This window comes from Ardenticatenales bacterium, from assembly GCA_020634515.1.
In the GTDB taxonomy this organism is placed as follows: Bacteria; Chloroflexota; Anaerolineae; order Promineifilales; family Promineifilaceae; genus JAGVTM01.
Genome location: JACKBL010000010.1, coordinates 34523 through 55357, shown reverse-complemented (window position 1 = coordinate 55357; position 20835 = coordinate 34523). Strand labels below are relative to the sequence as shown.

Genomic DNA, 20835 nt, shown 5'->3' with positions numbered 1-20835 from the left:
CTCTAATTCACCTCTGCGATTTCCGCCAGGAGCGCATCAAGATCATCCTGACCTATCTCCAGATCGGGGAAATCGGATGGCGTGTATTGGCCGGACTCCACTGCCAGGCAATGGTGGATGATCTCTCCCAGTTGATGGATAAACTGTTGCGCCAGACGGTCGATGGTTTCATGATGATGCACATTTTCACTGTATGTCCAGGTGATATGTAGCTCGTTTTCAGTGATGGAACTCGTTACCTCTAGCAAGTAGCGACGCGGGGCAATCGGGTCTACCTCCGCGCCACGCGGTTCGGCAGCCAGGCCGCAAAACGGCGCCTCCAGCTTCGTAACGTCGAACTGCCCCAGGTAGTTGAAACTAAGCTCTGCCGGCATCGCCGCTGCCAACTGGTTGCGCAAGCTCTCGTCTGAGGCCAGATAACGCAGCACCCCGTACCCAAGCCCCCGTACAGGGACCCGCCGCAACTGCTCCTTGATTGATTTGATCGCCGCGTCGAGGGTAGCGTCGCTTTTCAACGCCAGGTGAACGGGGAATATGGTCGTAAACCAGCCAACGGTGCGGGTTAGATTCGTTCCCTTGATGATAGATTCCCGCCCATGCCCTTCTAAATCCAGGCGTATATGCTGCTCGCCCGTCCACCACGCCACCGTTTTTGCCAGCGCGGTGAGCAGGATTTCGTTGATTTGTGTGTTGTAAGCGGCAGGGACTTGTTGTAGCAGCGCCCGGGTTTCCGCCGCCGTCAGCGTGGTTGTCAAGTGTTGGGCGGACTGTTCGGTGTTGGCCGGTCTTCCTTCCGGGTAATCGACGGGCAGGCGGGCGCTGTCTGGCGCTGTGATCCAATGGTTGATTTCCGCCTGCAAGGCATCTGAACCGGCATAATCCACCAGTTGCGTTGACCAGGTCTGGAAGGATGTTGTTTTTGCCGGCAACCGTACGGCCTCTCCCCGATGTAACTGCCGATAAGCTGTCGATAAATCCTCCAGCAAAATGCGCCAGGAAACGCCATCGACGACAAGGTGATGAATAACCAGCAGAAGTCGCCCGGTTTCTCCGTTCTGCTGCCGCAGCAAGGCTGCCCGCATTAATGGCCCTGCCGCCAGGTTGAGGCCCGTCTGCAAGTCGGCGGCCACCTGGTTCAGCAAAACAGGCAGTGATTGATCAACCGCAATGTCAACGATCTCAAACGAGAGGAATGCCTGGGATGGGGGGAGGTAGAACGGCTGCCAGCCGTCTTCTGCCGCCCCAAAACGTAGTCGCAAGGCGTCGTGGTGTATCAACACCTGGCGCATGGCTTCCTGCAAAGCGGCTGAATCAACGTCGGCGGCCACTTGCAGCAGGACGGATTGGTTGAAATGGTGGGGATTGGTTAACTTCTGCTCAAAGAACCATCGCTGGACGGGCGTCAACGGGGCAGGGCCGGTGACCGGGTTCTGTGCGGCAGTCGTCACAGGCGCCGTGTCCACAACCGCGGCCAGCTCCGCGATTGTCTGGTTCTGGAAGATTTGCTGGGGTGAAAGCTGTAGCCCGCGCCGGTTGGCCCGCGCCACCATCTGGATACTGATGATCGAATCGCCGCCCATTTCAAAGAAGTTGTCATAGATGCCGACCTGGGAGAGTCCGAGCACGTCCCGCCAGATTTCCATTAGTTGCTGCTCGATGGGGGTTTGTGCCGGCATATACCCCACAGCGAGTTCCGGCCGAGATTGCTCCGGCCTGGGCAACCGGTGTCGGTCAACCTTGCCGCTCGAATTCAGCGGAAACGTATCCATCCAGATGTAATATGCCGGCAGCATATAATCGGGCAACGTCTCGCCCAGATATTGTCTCAGCAGGTGGATGTCGGGGCGCGCCTGACCTGGATGACAGATGATGTAAGCGATGAGCTTGCGGCTTCCGGGCCGGTCTTCATACGGGACGATGAGGGCATCCTGTATCACGTGATGCTTTCTCAGGGCTGTTTCTATTTCGCCGACTTCCACGCGGAAGCCGCGAATCTTTACCTGGTGGTCCACGCGGCCAATAAACTCGATATTTCCATCCGCCAGATAACGGACCAGGTCGCCTGTTCTGTAAAGACGTTCACCAGGTATGGCGGCAAAAGGATGGGGCACAAACCGTTCCGCCGTCAGGCCGGGTCGATTGGCGTAGCCGCGCGCCAGGCCGTCCCCCCCCACATACAGTTCGCCGGGAATGCCGATCGGCGTCGGTTCCATCTGCGGCGAGAGAACGTACACCTGGCTGTTGGCAATTGGCTTGCCGATGGGAACATTGTTTCCAATTTTGGATTTGTCCGCAATCAGGTAAAACGTTGTATAGGTTGTGTTTTCTGTCGGCCCATAGAAATTGGTGAGCACGCCCCGGCCATGCAGCTCTTCCAGCAGCCTGGCGGCAATCGGCACAGACAGCACTTCTCCGCCTGTCCAGATGCGGGGCGCCTGCCGCAGGCCGACGGCATTTTCTTCCACTGCCTTGTGGAATAGTCCGGTGGTGATCCAATATGTCGAAACCCGGTGTTCCAGCAGGAGTCTGTCCCGCTCCTCGAATGAGGCCAGTCCAGGAGGTGGCAGCACCAGTCTGGCCCCGTTCAAAAGGCTGCCCCATATTTCCAGGGTAGAGGCGTCAAATGTAACGGCGGATGATTGAAAGAAAACCTCGTCGGCGGTGAAGGGGCTATAGTTCGTCGTTTTCACCAGTCGGACGACGCCCCGATGGGGAATGGCCACTCCTTTGGGGATGCCGGTGGAACCGGATGTGTACATGATGTAAATACAATTGTCTGCGCAGGTCAGGTTAGGAGGGTTGCTTTCTGGCTGCTGCTGCCAAAAAGAGCCATCCCGATCCAGGCACAGCGCGAGCGCCTCGTGCGGGGGCAGTTGATCGAGCAAAGATTCCTGTGTTAACAGGAACTTGATCCGCGTATCCTGCAACATGAAGGAAAGGCGTTCCGCGGGATAGCTCAAATCCAGGGGCACAAAAACGCCGCCGGCCTTGATGATGGCCAACATGCCAATGATCATTTCCGGCGAACGCTCAATGGCCAGACCGACCGGTGTTTCTGGACCCACGCCCATCTGCCGCAAGGCGTGGGCAATCTGGTTCGCCCGCCTGTTGAGTTCCGCGTAGGTCAGGTGCGCTTCCGCGAAGGTGAGGGCCGTCGCTGCCGGCATTGCCCGCACCTGTTCCTCAAATAATTGGTGCACGCACGCCGTTTTCGGGTAGGCTGTGCCGGTATCGTTCCAGGTTATCAGCAATTGTTGCCGTTCTGCCGCGGGCAGCATGTTTAGTTGCGCGATGCGCTCCGTTGGATCGCGCACAATGCTTTGCAGCAGTGTCTGAAAATGGGTAATGGCCCGTTCGATGGTCGCGGTATCAAAGAGGTCCCGGTTATACTCAAATTCGCCCACTAATTGCTGCCCGCGCATCTCCATGCTCAGCGTCAGATCAAACTTCGCCGTGGTGCGCTCCGGTTCTATCAGCGTTAAGGAGAGGTTGGAGAGTTTCAACTGCCGGGCGGGCGCATTGTCCAGGCTAAAGGCTACCTGAAATACAGGGTGGTAATTCAGGTTTCGCTCGACCTGGGATGAATCAACAAGCTTTTCAAACGGTAGATCCTGGTGCGCGAATGCGCCCAGTGAACTCTCGCGAACCTGCGCAAACAACGCATCGAAGCGGGGATTGCCGGTTAGCTTGATGCGCAGCGGCAGCATATTGACAAAGAAACCGATCAGGGCTTCGATTTCGTCGCGCGTTCGATTGGCGATCGGGGAGCCGATGACGATGTCCTGCTGGCCGGCGTATCGAGCCAGGAGCACGGCAAAACTGCTCAACAGGGTCATGAAAAGGGTGCCACCCAGTTGCTGGCTTAACTTCTCCAGCCCGGCAGTCAACGGTGCGTCCAGTTCAAAAAACAGGGCGCCGCCCCGCGTCGTTTGCAGCGGTGGCCGGGGCCGGTCGGTCGGCAATTCTAGCAGGGCGGGAGCGCCGGCGAGGCTCTCTTGCCAGTAACGAAGCTGGCGTTGCAACCTGTCCCCTTGCAGCCATTGTCGCTGCCAACTGGCGAAGTCCGCATATTGGATGGGCAATGCCGGCAAAGGCTGCGCATCTCCAGCCTGCAACGCCGGATACAGGGTTGCCAATTCTTGCATGAACACGCCGATGGACCAGCCATCAGAAACGATGTGGTGCATGGTCAATACGAAAAGATACTCTGTGTCACCTGCCTGCAGTAACAGAGCGCGCATCAGCGGCGCCTGCGCCAGATCGAATGGGCGCTGCACCTCGGCCAGGGTCAGGCGCTCTAGCTCCGCGGTTTGCCCGCGGCTACCCTTGGTTGGGCGCAAATCCACGATGGGGATTGAGAATGTTGCCTCAGGAATGATAACCTGTACCGGTTGGTCGTTTTCCATTACAAAGGAGGTGCGCAGAATCTCATGCCGGCAAACTATCTCCCGGAAGCTGTCCCTGAACGCGGCGATATCCAACGGTCCCGACAGGCGGGCCACCGCCGGGATGTTGTAAGCAGGGCTATCCGGGTTGAACTCCTGCCAGAACCACAATCGCTGTTGGGCGAAAGAAAGGGGCGCTTTTTGCTGGCGCAGCCGCATCATGCCGGATTCTGACGCGGCGCGAACACCCTCCTTCCGCAACAGAAGGTCCAGCAACGCTTTTCGTGCTGCCGCATCAGCTTGTTTCATACGGCTACTCCCTCGTCATGGTGCATTTGCTGCAACATGGCGGCCACTTCCGCTTCCGTTAAGGCGTTGACCTGCTGGTGCAGGCGGGCGATCATTTCTAGCTGTCCCGGCGAAGATTCCCGCGTCAGGAGGGCCTGGGCCAGCGAGGCGATTGTGGTGGTCTCAAACAAGGTGCGCAGGGGCAACTCGATTTCAAAGATACCTTTAATGCGCGAGACAATTTGCGTTGCCAACAATGAGTGCCCACCCAGGGCGAAGAAATCGTCATTTACCCCGACCTGCGAGATGCCTAACACGTCGGCCCAGACGGACGCCAGCAGTTCTTCCACAGGGTGACGCGGCGCGACGTAGTGGGTGGACAGATCTATATCTTCCGGTTTGGGCAGGTTACGCCGGTCGATTTTTCCCCCAGACGTCAGCGGAAATGTTTCTAGCAGCATCATGCGGGCCGGAACCATGTAATCGGGCAGCCTGTCTTCCATGTACCTTTGCAGGTCACACGTTTTCAGATCAGGCGTAGCAGGAACCACATAAGCTACGAGTTGTTTGTCGTGATTCAGTTCGTTTTCCTGGGCGGTCACGACGACATCCTGAACCAATGCGTGTTGGGTCAACACGGCTTCAATCTCTCCCAGTTCAATGCGAAATCCGCGAATCTTGACCTGGTGATCAACCCGGCCCAGGAACTCAACATTGCCGTCCGGCAGGTAGCGAGCGTGATCGCCTGTGCGATAAAGCCGCGCGCCGGGCCTGGGGTCAAATGGGTGGGGGATAAACCGGCGCTCAGTCAGTTCCAGGTTGTTGAGATAGCCGCGCGCCAGGCTGGCGCCGCCGATACATAGTTCGCCGGGAACACCGACGGGAACTACCTGTCTATCCACGTTCAGCACGAATATCTGCGCGTTGTCCAGTGGGCGACCAATGGGGGGCGCGGTGGTCGTATGCGTCGCCGGGGTGTATTCGGAAAGATTGCACACGGTTGAGACGATGGTCGCTTCCGTCGTGCCGTAGCTGTTTAGCAGAACGGGGTATGGGCCGATGTCGGCGCGCCAGGTGCGCAGCCGGTCTGCCAGGGCGGCTTCGCCGCCGATGATCACCAGGCGCAGGGTGTCGGGTAAGGTGAGGTTTCCGGCTGCCAATTCGTCGGCCAACTGGTGCCAGTAGGCGGTGGGCAAATCCCAGACGGTGAGGCCCCAATCGCGGCTGCGTTGAATGAAGTCTGTGGCTGAATCCAGCATCTCGCGGGTGCGGAGAACAAGCGTAGCTCCGGCGGAGAAGCAGGGGTAAATTTCTTCCGCAGCCGCGTCGAAGCTTAACGAGGCGAACTGCAGTACGCGATCTTGTTCGTTGATACCATAGGCAGCCGTGGCCGCCTGCGTGAAGTTGACCAGAGCATCATGCTCAATCATGACGCCTTTGGGCCTGCCGGTGGAGCCGGAAGTGTAGATGACGTAGACGAGGTTGTGCGGGTGGACGTCGCTGGTGGGGTTCGTGTCGCTGCTGCCGGCAATTTCATCCCAATCCCGATCCAGGCAGATAATTGCGCCGGCGTAATCGGGCGCAGTCGCCAACAACGATTCTTGCGTCAGCAAGACGACTGCCTGCGTATCCTGGAGCATGAAGGTCAGCCGGTTCGGGGGCGCTGTCGGGCTAAGCGGCAAGTAAGCGCCGCCGGCTTTGAGAATGCCCAGCATACCGATGATCATCTCTGGCGAGCGTTCGACGTACAGTCCCACGATCTTGTCAGGGCCTACCCCATGTGTCCGCAAGGTGTGCGCCAACTGGTTGGCACGCCTGTTCACATCCTGGTAAGTCAGTTTCTCTTTGCCGTCGATAACGGCGGGGTGATTGGGTCTCCGGGTCGCCTGGTGCTCAAACAGGTGGTGGATACATTGTGGAGACGGGGCGGTGATGGCAGGACGATTCCATTTTGCCAGGAAGGCTGCTGCGGCGGCTGCCGGCATCATCTGCAAACTGGCGATGGGGCTGTCGGTGTTGGTGAGACAGTTTTGGAGCAAGGCGGTAAACTGGTCGGCGAAAGCGGTGATCGTCTCGTTGCGGAATAGATTTTGATTGAACAGAATCTGACCGCGTAGCGCATCTTGCGCCAGGGAGAAGACAATGGTCAAATCCTGCCTTACCGCCGGCATTTCGTCGTGGATTTCCCGCAGGAGCAAGGCGGTGTCGAATAGTGGGTTCTTGTTTTCAATGGAGGCAACGCCAAGCGCCCGCACCAGATGGGCGTAAGGATAGGATTGTCTTTGATACGCTTCCAGCAGATTGTGGCGGACGGCTAACAAGAATTCCTTGAATGAGTGGGCCGGGTTGACCGGGCTGATAATGGGCACGACGTTGCTCTTGCCGGCAGAATGGCTATTTTGTTGTCGGTTGGGGCTGCCAATAATAATGGCTTCCTGACCCGTATATTTGTAAAGATAGATGCTCAGTACGGCCATGAGCGTGGTATAGATCAGGAAGGGGCCGCCATTCGTGAGAGCGATCAGCCGTTGGTACGCTTCTCCCTCGATATCCAGGGGAACGGCGCTCTCAACGTATAGGAAGTTGCCCGGTCGCGGGAAGTCGGGTCGAATGCCGGCATTGTTCCATCCAGAAGACAGTTTTTCCAGCCAGAAATCTCTGCTGGCAATCATTTTGCGGTCAAATACGATCAAATCAGGCTCAACTGTTGTCATTGCACATCATCCCTTACCCAAAGCTGAATTCTTCTGTGGCATCCAGCGCCACGACCCTATTTTGCTCCGCCGTGGCGCTGGCGATTTCTTCGAGCAGCCCGTGCGCATTATCATGGAAAGCAGTGAGGATGTTTTGCAGCAGCATTGACAACCGCGTCACTGTTTCCAGGCCCAACCATCTCGGATCAAATAAGAATTCGATATCCGCTCCGTCGTCATCCGCGACCACACTCAGGCACAACTTCATCCCGTCGAAGACGTCGCGGTACTGTCGCCAGGTGGTCTCGATGTCAACCGGTTGCCGTCTGGCGTTGCGCTTCGTGTAGATGTAGCCGGCGTCCAGAGGCGGCAGCGTGCTCCCCAATTCCTGGCGTCGATACGGGTTTGTGATGATGTATAGCGCAAAAAGAGCGTGTTCGAGCGATTGGCGCACTTTCTGCTGCGCCTGGCGCGCCAGCGCGGCCCGGCTCAAATCCTGAGCCGGGCGCAACCGGACCGGGAATGGGTGTGTGGTGCTTGTGGTATTGCCGGCGATGACAATGGTGGCGTCCGCGCGACCGTTGAGCCGTGAGAGGAGCAGGCTGTAGCCGGCCAGGATGACGTCTGCCAGTGGCTCCTGGTAGGCGGCGCGAATCTGTTGCCAGATGCCGGCATCCACTGGACAGGGCAGCGACAGGAGCTGTTTGTCGCCAGCGTCGGGGGCCTGGCGGCATATCTCGGCGATATTGGAGAGGGATGGGTGTTGGAACTCCTTTTGCCAATACGCTTCCGCGGCGACATAACGAGCGCTGGAGTATGGTTCGTTCAGGGCCATGTCTGGTTTCTGACCCGCGGGATCATCATACAGGCAACTGCGGCGGAGATTCTCCAGCAGCGGGGCAGGGATTTCCTCTTTGCCGGCATGAAGCAACTTGTCTTTGATGATTACGTTGAAACAGTCGATAAAATCCTGGACACGCGCATACGGCATGCCCTTCTCCTGCAAATAGAGGACGCTCCACTGTTCAAACCCCCATTGCGGCATCCACGTTGAGTTGCGCACGCACAAGAACAGTTTATCGACGAGTTCAATGGCCGTTGCCGAATCCATCGTATGATGCGACCAGTTAAAAGCAGACCCTTGAATGCCGTACTCATCCTTCTTTTTCCACACCGGCGTTACCGGATCGGCGTACCATAACTGCGCCCGATAAAAGTCTGGCTGCGCTTCCTCCAGGAAGGCAACCGTCTCCTGCACAGTCTCATAAGTTTCGCCGGGAAAACCAATAATCAGATTGGCGTGGGTCATGATGCCCGCTTTTTTCAGCAACGGGATCGCTTTGAAATAATGTTCCCGGCGGGCCGTCTTTCTCATTCTTTCCAGGATTGTGTTGCTTCCTGACTCCACGCCTAGAAAGACAGCCTGGCAACCGGATTCCTGCATCAAGGCAATCGTCTCTTCGTCGCCATGATCAGACCGGTAGAAGGATTTCCATTTGAAGTTGTATTGATTCCTGATCATCATGCGCAGGATTTCCTGGAACCGTTTCTTCGGCACATTAAACGTGTCATCCATGAAATAGAGATGGGTTGCCGTGCCGGCAGCCTTGATCGCATCCAGTTCGCGCTCGACACATGCCACACTCATGTAGGTGTACTTGCCCGCCCGGGTGGGAAAAGCGCAGAAAGAGCAGGAAAATGGGCAGGATTTTGCCGTGCGTAAAGATAGGAACGGTCCCAGGTCGCGCGCCGGGAACAGGCCGTAATCGACCATGTTCTCCTCCAGCGGGTTGGATTCGATGGCCGTGCGCGTGATGCAGTAGGACCCGTTTTGCCTGAAGGCGATATTGTCTATCTGCGCCAGGTCGCGCTGGTTCTTAAGCGCGTGCAGAATATTGATGAGCGCGAACTCCCCTTCCTGGTTGATAACGTAAATATCCGCGCCGATGTAGTTAAACACGTCAATCAGTCCAGCACTGCTGGTTACAGACTGCGCTTTGTTGGATACGTAGGGTCCGCCGACGATAATCCTGGCTTTTTGGTTGTACTGCCTGATGAAAGAGACGATTTCGACAATAGGGTGTGGCGAAACATACAACGTCGTGGTGATCGCGATGGTGAGGATATCCTCCTGGAGCAATTTCTGTTTCAGTTTTTCCTTTTCCAACTGAAAAAGATTGACATAATCAAAGGAAAAACCGCGCTGGTGCAGATAGCTGCCCAGGTACAAAATAGTGGGCCACAAGAAATCAGCATTGTGATAATAATGTCCGTCATTCCGCAACCGGCTGTAGATGTCCAACGCCCGGTATGGCTGCCCGTCCAATTTTACAAATGCCAGATTCAGGTCTCTATAGGGACCTGAATCTGGCCCCATAGAGCGAATCATCTGCTCATATTCCCCGAAGTTAGCGTCATTAAAACCGATGATCAAGCAATCTATCATAGTCGTGTCCCTTCTTTTACTATAGAAAAACCCGGTTCTTGAGCCTCTTGAATCGGCCCATCTTCTGTTATGCCGCTCGTCGCAAGCGATCCAAGAAACCGGTTTCCAGCCTATTGAAAAGTGCTTTTGATGCGGCACATGCCCTAAAAATTAAACGCTTCTTCGATATGCTCGTCCGCTTCTGTCGGCGGTCCGGCGTCGGTTGCTCCCGTCCCCAGAGGGATGTCAAATAAAGGTTGAGTTGGATCGCGCACAACCTCCGCCAGCAGCCGGCTGAAACTGCTGACCATGTGGCTGATGGTGGTGCTGCGGAACAGATCGGTGTTGTATTCGAATTCGCCGATCATGCCGGCATCGTTTTCTTCAACCGTCAACGTCAAATCAAATTTGGAGACGATCCGTTTTGTTTTCAGCGGCGCAAACGTTAGGTCAGGCAGCGCCAACCGGTTCATGGGTGCATTTTGCACCGTAAACACAACCTGCACGATGGGGGAATAACTGAGGTTGCGTTCTGGTTGCATTACTTCAACCAGCTTCTCAAACGGTATATCCTGGTGGGCGTACGCATCCAGCGTCGTCTGCCGCGCCTGGCTGAGCAACGCCTTGAAGCCTGGATTGCCGCGAAGATCGAGGCGTAATGTGAGCAAATTGACAAAGAAGCCGATCAGAGGCTCGATTTCCCGGTGACGCCGGTTGGCGATCGGCGTGCCAATGACAATGTCTTCGAGGCCACTGTACCGGGCCAGCAGCACAGAAAACGCGGCCAAAAGCGTCATGAACGTGGTCGTCCCGGCGGCGATGCTCAAAGCCTTGATCTTCTCGCTTAGCGCCTTGTCGATCTGGAAATATTCGCTGCTGCCCTGGAATCGTTGTACGCGCGGGCGGGCATAATCGGTGGGCAATGTCAGCAGTGGTGGCGCCCCGGCCAGTTGCTGTCGCCAGTAGTTCAACTGCCTCGTGAGGAGATCACCGCGCAGCCATTGTTGCTGCCAATGGGCAAAATCCCCGTACTGTATCTCTAGCGATGGCAGCGGCGCCGGTTTGTCTGCAACGAAGGCCCGGTAAAACGTGGCGATTTCATTGACGAATACGCCCATCGACCAATCATCACAGATAATGTGGTGCATGATCAACAACAGAACGTAGCTGTCAGGAGCGAGTGACACGAGTACCGCGCGCAGCAACGGGAGGTGACGCAGGTCAAAAACATGCCTGGTTTCGGCGATCACCAGGCGTTCGATAGCTTCTTCCTGCTCTGCCGCGGGTATCTCCTGCATGGAGACAGTTTGCAGCGCCCAGGGACAGTTGGCGTGAACGGTCTGCACCGGCTCATGGTCCGCGACGTTAAATGTGGTACGCAGCACCTCGTGGCGTTGAATGATTGCCCGCACAGCGGCTTCCAGAGCGTCGATTCGTAATGCGCCGTTGAGGCGCACGACGATGATTTCGTTGTAGGTGGCGCCCTGTTGCTCCTCCAGCTGATCCAGGAACCAGAGACGGCGTTGGGCAAACGACAGGGGCAGGCTTTCCGTTCGCGGGATAGGGGCAATTGCCGGCAGTTCCAACCCCAACGCATGTTGTTTGATCGCATCAATTTCCCCGGCCAACGCGGCAACGGTGGGAAACTCAAACGCCGATCGCAAAGGTAGATCGATACCGAATATCTCCCTGATGTGGGCGACCAGTTGCGTAATCGTGATCGAACTGGCGCCAGACTCAAAGAAGTTGCCGCCGGTGGTGATCCCGCTGTCAAAAAGCTCTGCCCAGATGGTACAGAGAACGTCTTCCGTGGAGGTATGCGGCAGCGCCGCCGCGGGTGATTCTTTCCCCGTCGCCATGTCTTCCGGCGACGGCAACGCTTTTCGATCCACTTTGCCATTAACCGTCACCGGCAGCGATTCGAGCATGATGAAACGCGCCGGGATCATGTATTCCGGCAGGCTCTGCTGTAGAAAACGGCGCAATTCCTCAACGGGAGGATGCGGGGCCTCGGCGGCCACATAAGCTGTCAGGTATTTATGGTGACGATCCCCAAAGGGGACGACGAGCGCTTCCCGTACCCGATCATGTTGCAGCAGCGCCGCGTTTATTTCTCCCAGTTCAATGCGGAAACCGCGGATTTTTACCTGGCTGTCGACCCGGCCCAGGAATTCGATATGGCCATCCGGCCAGAAACGGGCCAAATCCCCGGTCCTGTAAAGCCGCGCGCCTGGCGTGTCCGCAAAAGGATCGGGAATGAACTTCTGCGCCGTGATGGTCAGGTCGTTATAGCCGGCGGCCAGGCATTGACCGCCAATATACAGATCGCCAGGAATGCCTATCGGACACGGGTTCAAATAAGGGTCCAGGACGTAGTAGCGGGCATTCTGGATCGGTCGCCCATAAGGAATGCTCGTCCACTCTGGATTGACCCTGTCGATCAAGAAGTAGTTCGACCAGATGGTGGCTTCCGTTGCCCCTCCCAGGCCGACCACACGCGCCAGAGGGAATACCCTTCTCACGACATCCGGCAAGGTTACGGGTATCCAATCCCCGCTGAGAAAGACGATTCTCAAGGACGGGGTTTTTTGCGGCGGCGAGGCGTCAAAGAAAGGAACGAGTTGCTGCAAAGCCGCCGGCGCTGAATCCCAGAAGGTGATCGGCTCCGTGTACAAGAGGGTCTGCAATCTTTCCGGTTCTCGGATGTCGGCTTCGGAAGCGATATGGATGGAACCCCCGGCAGCCAGAATGCCGAAAATATCATACACGGAGAGGTCGAAGCAGAGCGATGTGATAAACAGTAACCTGTCCTGTTGATTAATCTGGAACGTTTTGTTCACCCAATCAATAATGTTGATGACGGGTTTATGGCGTACAACCACGCCCTTGGGGATACCGGTGGAACCGGAAGTGAAAATGATATAGGCCAGGTGTTCTGGATTGACGTGGCTGGTAGGATTTTCTTTTGCCTGCTGCCCGATTTTCTCCTGCTCTGTATCCAGACAGATGAGGCGTTTATGCTCCTGGGGCAGCCGACCCGCCAGCGATTGCTGTGTGACGACGATCTGCGCATCCTGCAACATGATGGCCAGCCGCTCCGGTGGGTAGACCGGATCCAGGGGAATATATGCGCCACCCGCTTTCAGAATTCCCAACAGGCCCACGAGCATGTCGAAAGAGCGCGCCAGGCAGATACCGACCAGCACTTCTGGACCCACCCCCGCCGCTTGCAGGTAATGGGCCAGTTGATTGGCCCGTTCGTTCAACTCCCGATAACTGATTTCCCCGCCGTTGAATACGGCGGCCACGCTGTCTGGCGTCTGCGCGGCGCGCGCCGCGAAGAGTTCATGAATACATACGTCATCCGGGTATGGGGTGTCTGTCTCGTTCCACGAAGACAGAATCTGCTCTCGTTCAGCTTCAGGTAACAGCGCCAGCTCGCTGACGCGCTGTTCGGGATTGGCAACAATCGCGGCCAACAAGGTTTGCAGGTGGTTTAGCCAGCGCGTTATCGTTTCGGATTCAAACAGATCGGTGTGGTAGTCACAATCCAGCACGATCTCCTCATTGACGATGGTGGCGTTGAGCATCAGGTCGAAGGGGGCGAACCCGATGGATTGGGGCGTCAGGGATGCCGGCAGATCACCAATCGTGGCAATGTCAATGGGGCGTTCCATGTTAAAGGTGACCGTAACCAGGGGGGATTGGCTTAAATCGCGCGAGATTTGCAGCCTGTCCAGCAGTCGCGGCAGCGGGTAATCCTGGTGCTCATGCGCATCCAGCAAAGTGCTGCGCATCATCTTCAGGTAATGTGTGAAAAGGGGATCGGCGGTGAGCCGGCTCCTCAAGGGTAGCAAACGGGCGCAATAACCGACGATGTCCGCGCCGCCATCCAGATCGCGGCCTCCGGCTGGCGAACCTATCACCAGGTCGTCCTGGCCGGTCAACCTGTGCAGTAGCACGCCGTAGGCGGAGAGCAGGGTCATGAACAGCGTACACCCGTGATTGCGACTGACCTGGATCAGGGCGCGTGATAGCGCCGCGTCGAGAAAAACCGTCTGCCTTTGCGCGCGGAAGGAGACGATAGGGGGGTGTGGGCGATCCGTGGGCAGGTTGAGCGTGGGCACGGGGCCGGAAAACTGTGTCAACCAGTAGGCCTCGTGGGCGGCGAATTCAGGTCTGGCTTCGTTTTCTGTTTGCCACTGCACGTAGTCGCGAAACTGGCGTGCCGGCATTAACCCATCATCCCCATCACGCGCACCCTGACGGTAAAGGTTATCGATTTCCTTGAGCACGTTACCCAGCGACCAGCCATCAATCAGACTGTGGTGGGAGGTGAGCACAAACAGGTGCGCCGTCTCTGCCAGTCGGATCACGCGCGCCCGCAACACCGGGCCATCGCGGAGATCAAACGGCGTCCTGCTTTCCTGGGCGTAAAAAGCGGCGATTTCCCGCTGTTGTTCCTGGTCCTCCAGGTGGGCGAAATCTGCATACGATAGGTCAGGCTCGGCATGGCTGCGGATCTGTTGCAAGTTGCCATCGGCGCTGAACCCCGTGCGCAATGATTCGTGCCGCTGTATCACGGTCTGTATCGCCCGTTTCAATCGGGCAACGTCCAGGTTGCCCTGCAACCGTAAACTGATGGAGACGTTGTACGCCAGGGAGCCTTCCTCCTGGATTTGCGCCAATACCCAGAGAAGCTTTTGCGAATCAGTCGCCCGCGCAATTGTCACCCCAGGGGAGGGTGGGGGGTGGGCGTAATCTCCGTTAGCCCTGACGGCTGTATTGGCAGAACTGGTCGCCGAACGATCATTTGCCCGGCAGCGCTCCTTCAAGGTGTTTAAGTGGGGCAGGTTTGCCAGCACCAACTCCGGCGCAGGGCCAAAATCGACCAGGCAGGCGATCTCATCGACGCCGATCGCCTGCAACGATTCGATGACCGACAGGCAGCTATCTGGCGTGCCTATGAGGGCGCTGGTCTGTACGTACCGGTCATAGGCGAGCGAAAGAATGTACGCCAGGTCCTCCTCGGACACGTTTTCAAAGTCGATGTCCAATCCCTGGCTTCTTACCAGGTTCTGGAACAACCCAATTGCCGATTGCAGGTAACTGTAGAAAGGTTGGCGGGCTGCCTCTCGTGTTTCTTCCAGGTCTCCCCCGACGAAGGTGTGCAACAAGACGGTGACCTGACCGGACGCCGGGTCGTGCCCGCTTGCGGCAAGAGCATTCCGGTACAGAGCGATGTTTTGCGCCAGGTCATCAACCGTCTGCCCCATGAGATTGGTCAATACGCCTGCCCCCATTTTACCGGCCTCCACGTACGTGTCCGGGTTGTTGACGATGGTCAGCCAGATCGGCAGTTGGCGCTGCATCGGCATGGGGAATAGGCGGATTGGAACGTCGTTGCCGGCCCCCCCGCGATAGGTGATCGGTTCTCCACGCCACAACTGCTGGACTTCCGCTATCCTGTGGAACATGATGTCCCGATGATTGCCGAATGATTCCGGCGCGAATACGAAGTCGTCCGGATGCCAGCCGGAGGCGAATGCCAGCCCAACACGTCCGTTGGAGACGTTATCGACAACAGACCACTCCTCCACGACGCGAACCGGGTGATGCAAGGGCAAGACGACGCTGCCGGCGCGCAATTGGATGTGGCGGGTCTCCCTGGCCAGCGCCGCGCCTAATACGGAGGGGTTTGGCGACAGGCCGCCAAAGGCGTGGAAGTGACGTTCTGGCAGCCAGATAGCCGCAAACCCGTGATCATCGGCGAATTTTGCGCCGTCAAATAGAAGCGCGTATTTGCTTTCTTCGTAGGATGAGTCATATCTGCCAAAATAGAACAGACTGAATTGCATCTCCCCGGTGGGCGACCCGCTACCGCTGGCGCGCGTCTGCTGGGGAGTTGCCCGGCCCAACGTGGGTTTCGCCTGGTGACGGTCCCAGAATCCGCTGCTGGCTGATTCGCGGGTTGCGGGAACAGGCTTGGGAGAGCGGGGTGGGGTGTCTTCCGGCGCGCGCGGCGGCGATGGGCTTGTGGCTGTCTGAATGCCGGCATTTTCCACCACAGCTTGCGGCGATACGGCACTCTTTGCCCCTGCGGCGGACGAGAGAAAGAATCCGCCCGCCTTCATTTCGGCGATGCTTTCTTTGAAGGCGCTGACGAGGTGATTGAAATCATCTTCAGAAAACGGCGTGGACAAGAAGCAGGTCCGCCCTTCCCACAGGTAGACGCCCTTATGAATCAAATGGTGATAAAGCAGGTCAAACTCCAGCGGCTGATAAAATATGCTGAAATTCGTCAACGGCGTGAAGCGAAACAGGGATCCAAAGTGGGAAATCTGCATCGGGACGTTTTGTTCCCGAAAATATCGATTCAACGTTTCCGCCAGTCGGGTTGTTTTCTGATTGAGCTGCTCTTGCAGGGCCGGTCCGGCGGCTTTGAGGCGATTGAGCACCGCTTTCGCGGCGGCCATCGAGAGGGGGTGTTTGCAGAAAGTGCCGGCAACAAACGAAGTCGCCACCTGCGGGTAGGAATCATCCCCATACCCCCACATGCCGCCATCAACGGCGTCGATATACTTCGCCTTGCCGGCGACAACGCCAATGGGCAATCCGCCTCCGATCACCTTGCCATAGGTGACGATGTCGGCTTCAACGTCAAACCATGCCTGCGCCCCTCCCTGATGAATGCGGAAACCGAGCAGCACTTCGTCAAAAATGAGGGGCACATCCACCTCCCGTGTCAGCGCCCGCAACTGGCGCAAAAACGCGCCCGGTTGCAGGTCGGGCTTGCGGCTTTGTACCGGTTCCACGAGCACAGCTGCCAGTTGTGATGCCCGCGCGCGAATGATCGCCAATGCGTCCGCGTCGCCGTATTCGAGCACCAGCACGTCGTCGGCGACGCCCTGCGGAATGCCCGGCACCATGGGATCCGTTTTGATGGCCCCATTTGTTTTGCGGGAAACGGTCAGCGTCGTATCGGTATGACCGTGATAAGACCCTTTGAAGAGGACGACCTGCGCACGTCCCGTGACGGCGCGCGCCAGTCGAATCGCCGTCATCACGGATTCGGTTCCCGTGTTGCAGAAGGTGACCCGTTCGACCCCCGTCAATTCGCAGATCAGGGCTGCAACTTCGCCGGCAATGTCGGATTGCGGACCCACCTGGATTCCCTGCTGCAAATACCTCTGTACCGCCTGTTCGATAAACGACGCCCCATGTCCGAAGTAATGAACCCCAAACCCCATCGCAATGTCCAGGTACCGGTTGCCGTCTACGTCCCAGATGTTCGTCCCCTGACCACGATCAGCGGCGATTGGGTAACACAACTCCTTTAACTCCTGGCGAAAACCCATGATAGAACGAATGTCGGCCAGGACGGGGCGATACGTTTGCGCCAGTTCTTTCGACCCGGCGGTGCGTTGCGTGTACTGCCGGATAAATGCTTGCACGTATTCCGTCTGCTCCGGCGTCAGGTTGACCGCGGCGCTTCCCGCCTGCACAAATGGGGACGTCGCCTGTTGCCGCACTGTCGCCGGATCGTTTTCGGGCGACATCTGTACCGGGTTGATCAGGCTCGCCGACGTTGCGCCAGGCGGCTCCTCTGCCGGCATCGTTGGCGTCTGCACCGGTTGCGGCAGGTCCGCCGCCACGCCGCCGCGCAGCAGATGCAACTGCTCGGACATCACCTGCAACTGGCGCATCATGAGTTGTTCAAGGTTGCCGCCAACAGGGGGATTGCCGGCATTCACGCGCGGCGGCGGCGCGGCGGCAATTGTTGTTGCCGGTCGCGGCGGCTCAACCGGCGCCGGCTGGCGCACCGGGATTGTCGCCGGGGTGGGGGAGGATGCCGGCATAACGGGCGCAGGCGTGATCGCCGCCACCCCAATATCCGGCGTGGCCCGCCCCGCGGCCTTTTCCTTTGGTTCGTCTTCCGGTGTCCAATCGCCAGGCAGATTGGCGTCAATGTAGCCGGCCAGCAGTTCCAGCGTTGTCAACTCCTCAAAGAGCTGTCGTACACCGATCTTGATTCCGAATACCTTCTCAATCACGCGAATGGCGTCGATAAAAATGATTGAATCGGCGCCCAATTCGAGAAAAGTGGTCGTGGTGTGAATGTCTTGGGGCGAAAGCCGCATCAGGCGGGCCACTACGGACTGCAATCGGGCCAGGACGATCTCCTGCCGTGGCTTCTGTTCCGGCTGATTCATGGGCTGTTTTTCTGCAGACGTCATCGATAAATCACCTTCAATAGTTGGGGACATATACTTCTTGCGCTGGAATGGGTAGGTCGGCAAAGTTAGCGGGCGTCGCTGATACCCATCGTCGAAGGCGCGCCAATCAATTGTCACGCCGCTGGTGTACAAATCTGCCAGGCTGGACAACAGCACGCGCCAATCATCGACCCCGCTCCTCAAAGAGGGCAGCCACAGCAGCGATGGATCGGGCAAACATTGTTTCCCCAGCCCCAGCAAAACGGGTTTCGGCCCCATTTCCAGAAAGATTCCGCTTCCGTGGGCCAGAAGCGTCTGCATTCCGCTGCGAAATTGAACGGCTTCTCGCGTGTGCCGCCGCCAATAGGCGGGCGTCAATTGATGACCTGGCGGCATCACCTCGCCGGTCACGTTGGATACCACCGGCAGGCGCAAAGGTCGCATCTCGATCTGGCTGGCGACTTGTGTAAATGCGTCCAGCATCGGTTCTATCAGCGGAGAATGAAACGCGTGGGAGACGGCTAACGTGCGCGTCTCAATTTGCTGCTGCGACAACGCGGCCAGAATGGCGTCTATCGCCTGGCGCTGTCCAGAGATCACGACGTTTGCCGGGCCGTTGTTGCCGGCAATTGCTACCTGCCGCCGGTAGGGCTGAATGAACGGTTCAAGCAGCGCTACATCGGCGAAAACGGCGGCCATTTTGCCGGCATCTGCCGCCAAAGCCTGCATCAGCCGCGCCCGTTCCGCTACCAGGCGCAAACCATCCGGCAGCGAAAACGCGCCGGCAAGGCAGGCCGCCACGTACTCGCCGACGCTGTGCCCCAGCAACATGGCCGGCTTCACCCCCCACGATTGCCATACCTGGGCCAGTGCATATTCGAGCGCGAACAGCGCCGGCTGCGTGTACGCAGTTTGGGTCAGCGTTCCCGGTTCATCTGCGGTGGCGTAGAGGACGGATAGCAGTGATTGGGGCAGATAAGGGCGTAGAATCTGATCGCATTGATCGAGTAGTTCGTGGAACAGGGGGTGCGTCCGGTACAGCGTGGCCCCCATGCCGGCATATTGCGCCCCCTGGCCGGTAAAGAGAAAGGCGACTTTTGGCGTCGGGTGTGTCTCCGCCCCGACCCCGGCAACCATGCCGCTCAAGTCCGCACCCGCCAGAAAGGCGTCTAATCCCGCTTGGAGTTGGGCCGCCGAATCAGCTACCAGACCCAGCCGGTGGCGGAAGTGGGAGCGGCCCGTGGCTGCCGAAAAACAGAGGTCCCCGACGTCAACGCTCCTGTTGGTGGCTATTTGCTCCGCATATTTTTGAGCCAACCGCCGTAACGCCTCGTCTGTCTTGGCCGACAGCGGCAGCAAGTGGGCCGGTCGCTCCCAGGCGCCGCGGTCCTGCGGTGGGCGTGGCGGCGCCTCCTCTAAAACAACGTGCGCGTTCGTGCCGCTGAATCCAAATGAGCTGACGCCGGCGATTCGCCGCTCGCCGCGTGGTTCCCAGGGGTGTTGTTCGGTAGGAATCGTCATCGGCAGGGCATCCCAGGGAATATGGGGATTGGGCGTATCGAAGTGTAAATGGGGGGGGATGCGTTGATGTTGTAGCGCCAGGGCGACTTTGATGATGCCGGCAATGCCGGCAGCCGCCTCCAGGTGACCGATATTCGTTTTCACAGAACCCAGTAACAGCCCCGCCGCCGTCGCCGTTGAATGGGACTGCCCGAACACGGCAGCCAACGCACCTGTTTCGATGGGGTCGCCCAGAGAAGTGCCTGTTCCGTGCGCCTCAATATAACTCACCTGCGCCGGATCGACCCTGGCGTTTGCCAGCGCCTGCCGGATGACCTGTTCCTGCGAGGGTCCGCTGGGCACGGTCAATCCGCCGCTGGCCCCATCCTGATTGACGGCTGATCCGCGAATAACGGCCACGATCGCATCCCCGGCAGCAACGGCGTCCGACAGCCGTTTCAGGACAACGACACCACACCCCTCGCTCCTGACATAACCGTTGGCCGCCGCCGCGAACGTTTTGCAGCGCCCGTCGGGCGACAGCATCCGCGCCTTAGAAAAATTGATGGTAAATTCTGGCGCGAGCAACACGTTGACGCCGCCGGCCAGGGCCATATCGCACTCCCGCTGACGCAGACTCTGGCAGGCGAGATGAATGGCTACCAGGGACGAGGAGCAGGCAGTGTCCACGGCCATGCTCGGCCCGGTCACTCCCAGCGCGTAAGACAGCCGCCCGGCGGCGATGCTGATCGCGTTGCCGGTGCCAAAATGGCCGTCTATCGCCTCGATTTTTCGCGCCGTGATCAAGGCGTGATCGACGCTGCTGATGCCCATGAAAACGCCGGTGGCGCTGCCAAATAGCGTGTCCGGCGGCTGGTGAGCGTTCTCCAACGCTTCCCAACTGACTTCCAACAACAAACGTTGTTGTGGATCCATGTTGAATGCTTCGCGTGGCGTGATCTGGAAGAACTGCGGGTCAAAATCATAAACGTCTTCCAGAAAACCCCCATAACGTGTCGTCATCTTGCCCGGCGCGTTGGGGTCAGGATCGTAGAACGCCGCGATCGGCCAGCGGTCAGCGGGGATCTCCGTGATCGCGTCAACGCCATTGATCAATAGTTGCCAGTAGGATTGGGGATCACGCGCACCTCCAGGGAATCGACACCCCATGCCCACAATAGCCACCGGCTCAATCCGCGCATATTCCGCCGCGTCCAGGCGGTTTTGCGCTTCTTTGAGGGCCAACAGGGCGCGCTTTGTCGGGGACAGGGTTTCTATCTGCCGTGCTGCCTGCTGTGTTGCCTGCTGTGCTGCGCCTGGTTCCATAT

The 20835-nt window shown here is 58.0% G+C and carries 4 protein-coding genes; all 4 read right to left on the bottom strand.

What is annotated here, in order from left to right; all coding sequences use genetic code 11:
• Nucleotides 1–2 precede the first annotated feature (2 nt).
• The 4 genes from H6650_21300 to H6650_21285 all read right to left on the bottom strand — a co-directional run bounded on the left by H6650_21300 (nucleotide 3) and on the right by H6650_21285 (nucleotide 20833).
• The gene (locus H6650_21300; GenBank protein MCB8954549.1) at nucleotides 3–4694 is read right to left on the bottom strand and encodes an amino acid adenylation domain-containing protein; all 4692 of its coding nucleotides are present in this window, start codon (nucleotides 4692–4694) and stop codon (nucleotides 3–5) included.
• Entirely contained in the window at nucleotides 4691–7387 is a 2697-nt protein-coding gene (locus H6650_21295; protein MCB8954548.1) for an amino acid adenylation domain-containing protein, read from the bottom strand. Before H6650_21295 ends, H6650_21300 begins: the two co-directional genes overlap by 4 nt.
• A 13-nt stretch (nucleotides 7388–7400) precedes the next feature.
• Nucleotides 7401–9812, bottom strand: coding sequence for a PhpK family radical SAM P-methyltransferase (gene phpK, locus H6650_21290; GenBank protein MCB8954547.1), 2412 nt, complete (start codon nucleotides 9810–9812; stop codon nucleotides 7401–7403).
• A gap of 143 nt (nucleotides 9813–9955) precedes the next feature.
• Nucleotides 9956–20833 carry an amino acid adenylation domain-containing protein gene (locus H6650_21285; protein ID MCB8954546.1) on the bottom strand — a complete coding sequence of 3626 codons (10878 nt, stop codon included), beginning with the start codon at nucleotides 20831–20833 and terminating at the stop codon, nucleotides 9956–9958.
• Nucleotides 20834–20835: the final 2 nt, after the last annotated feature.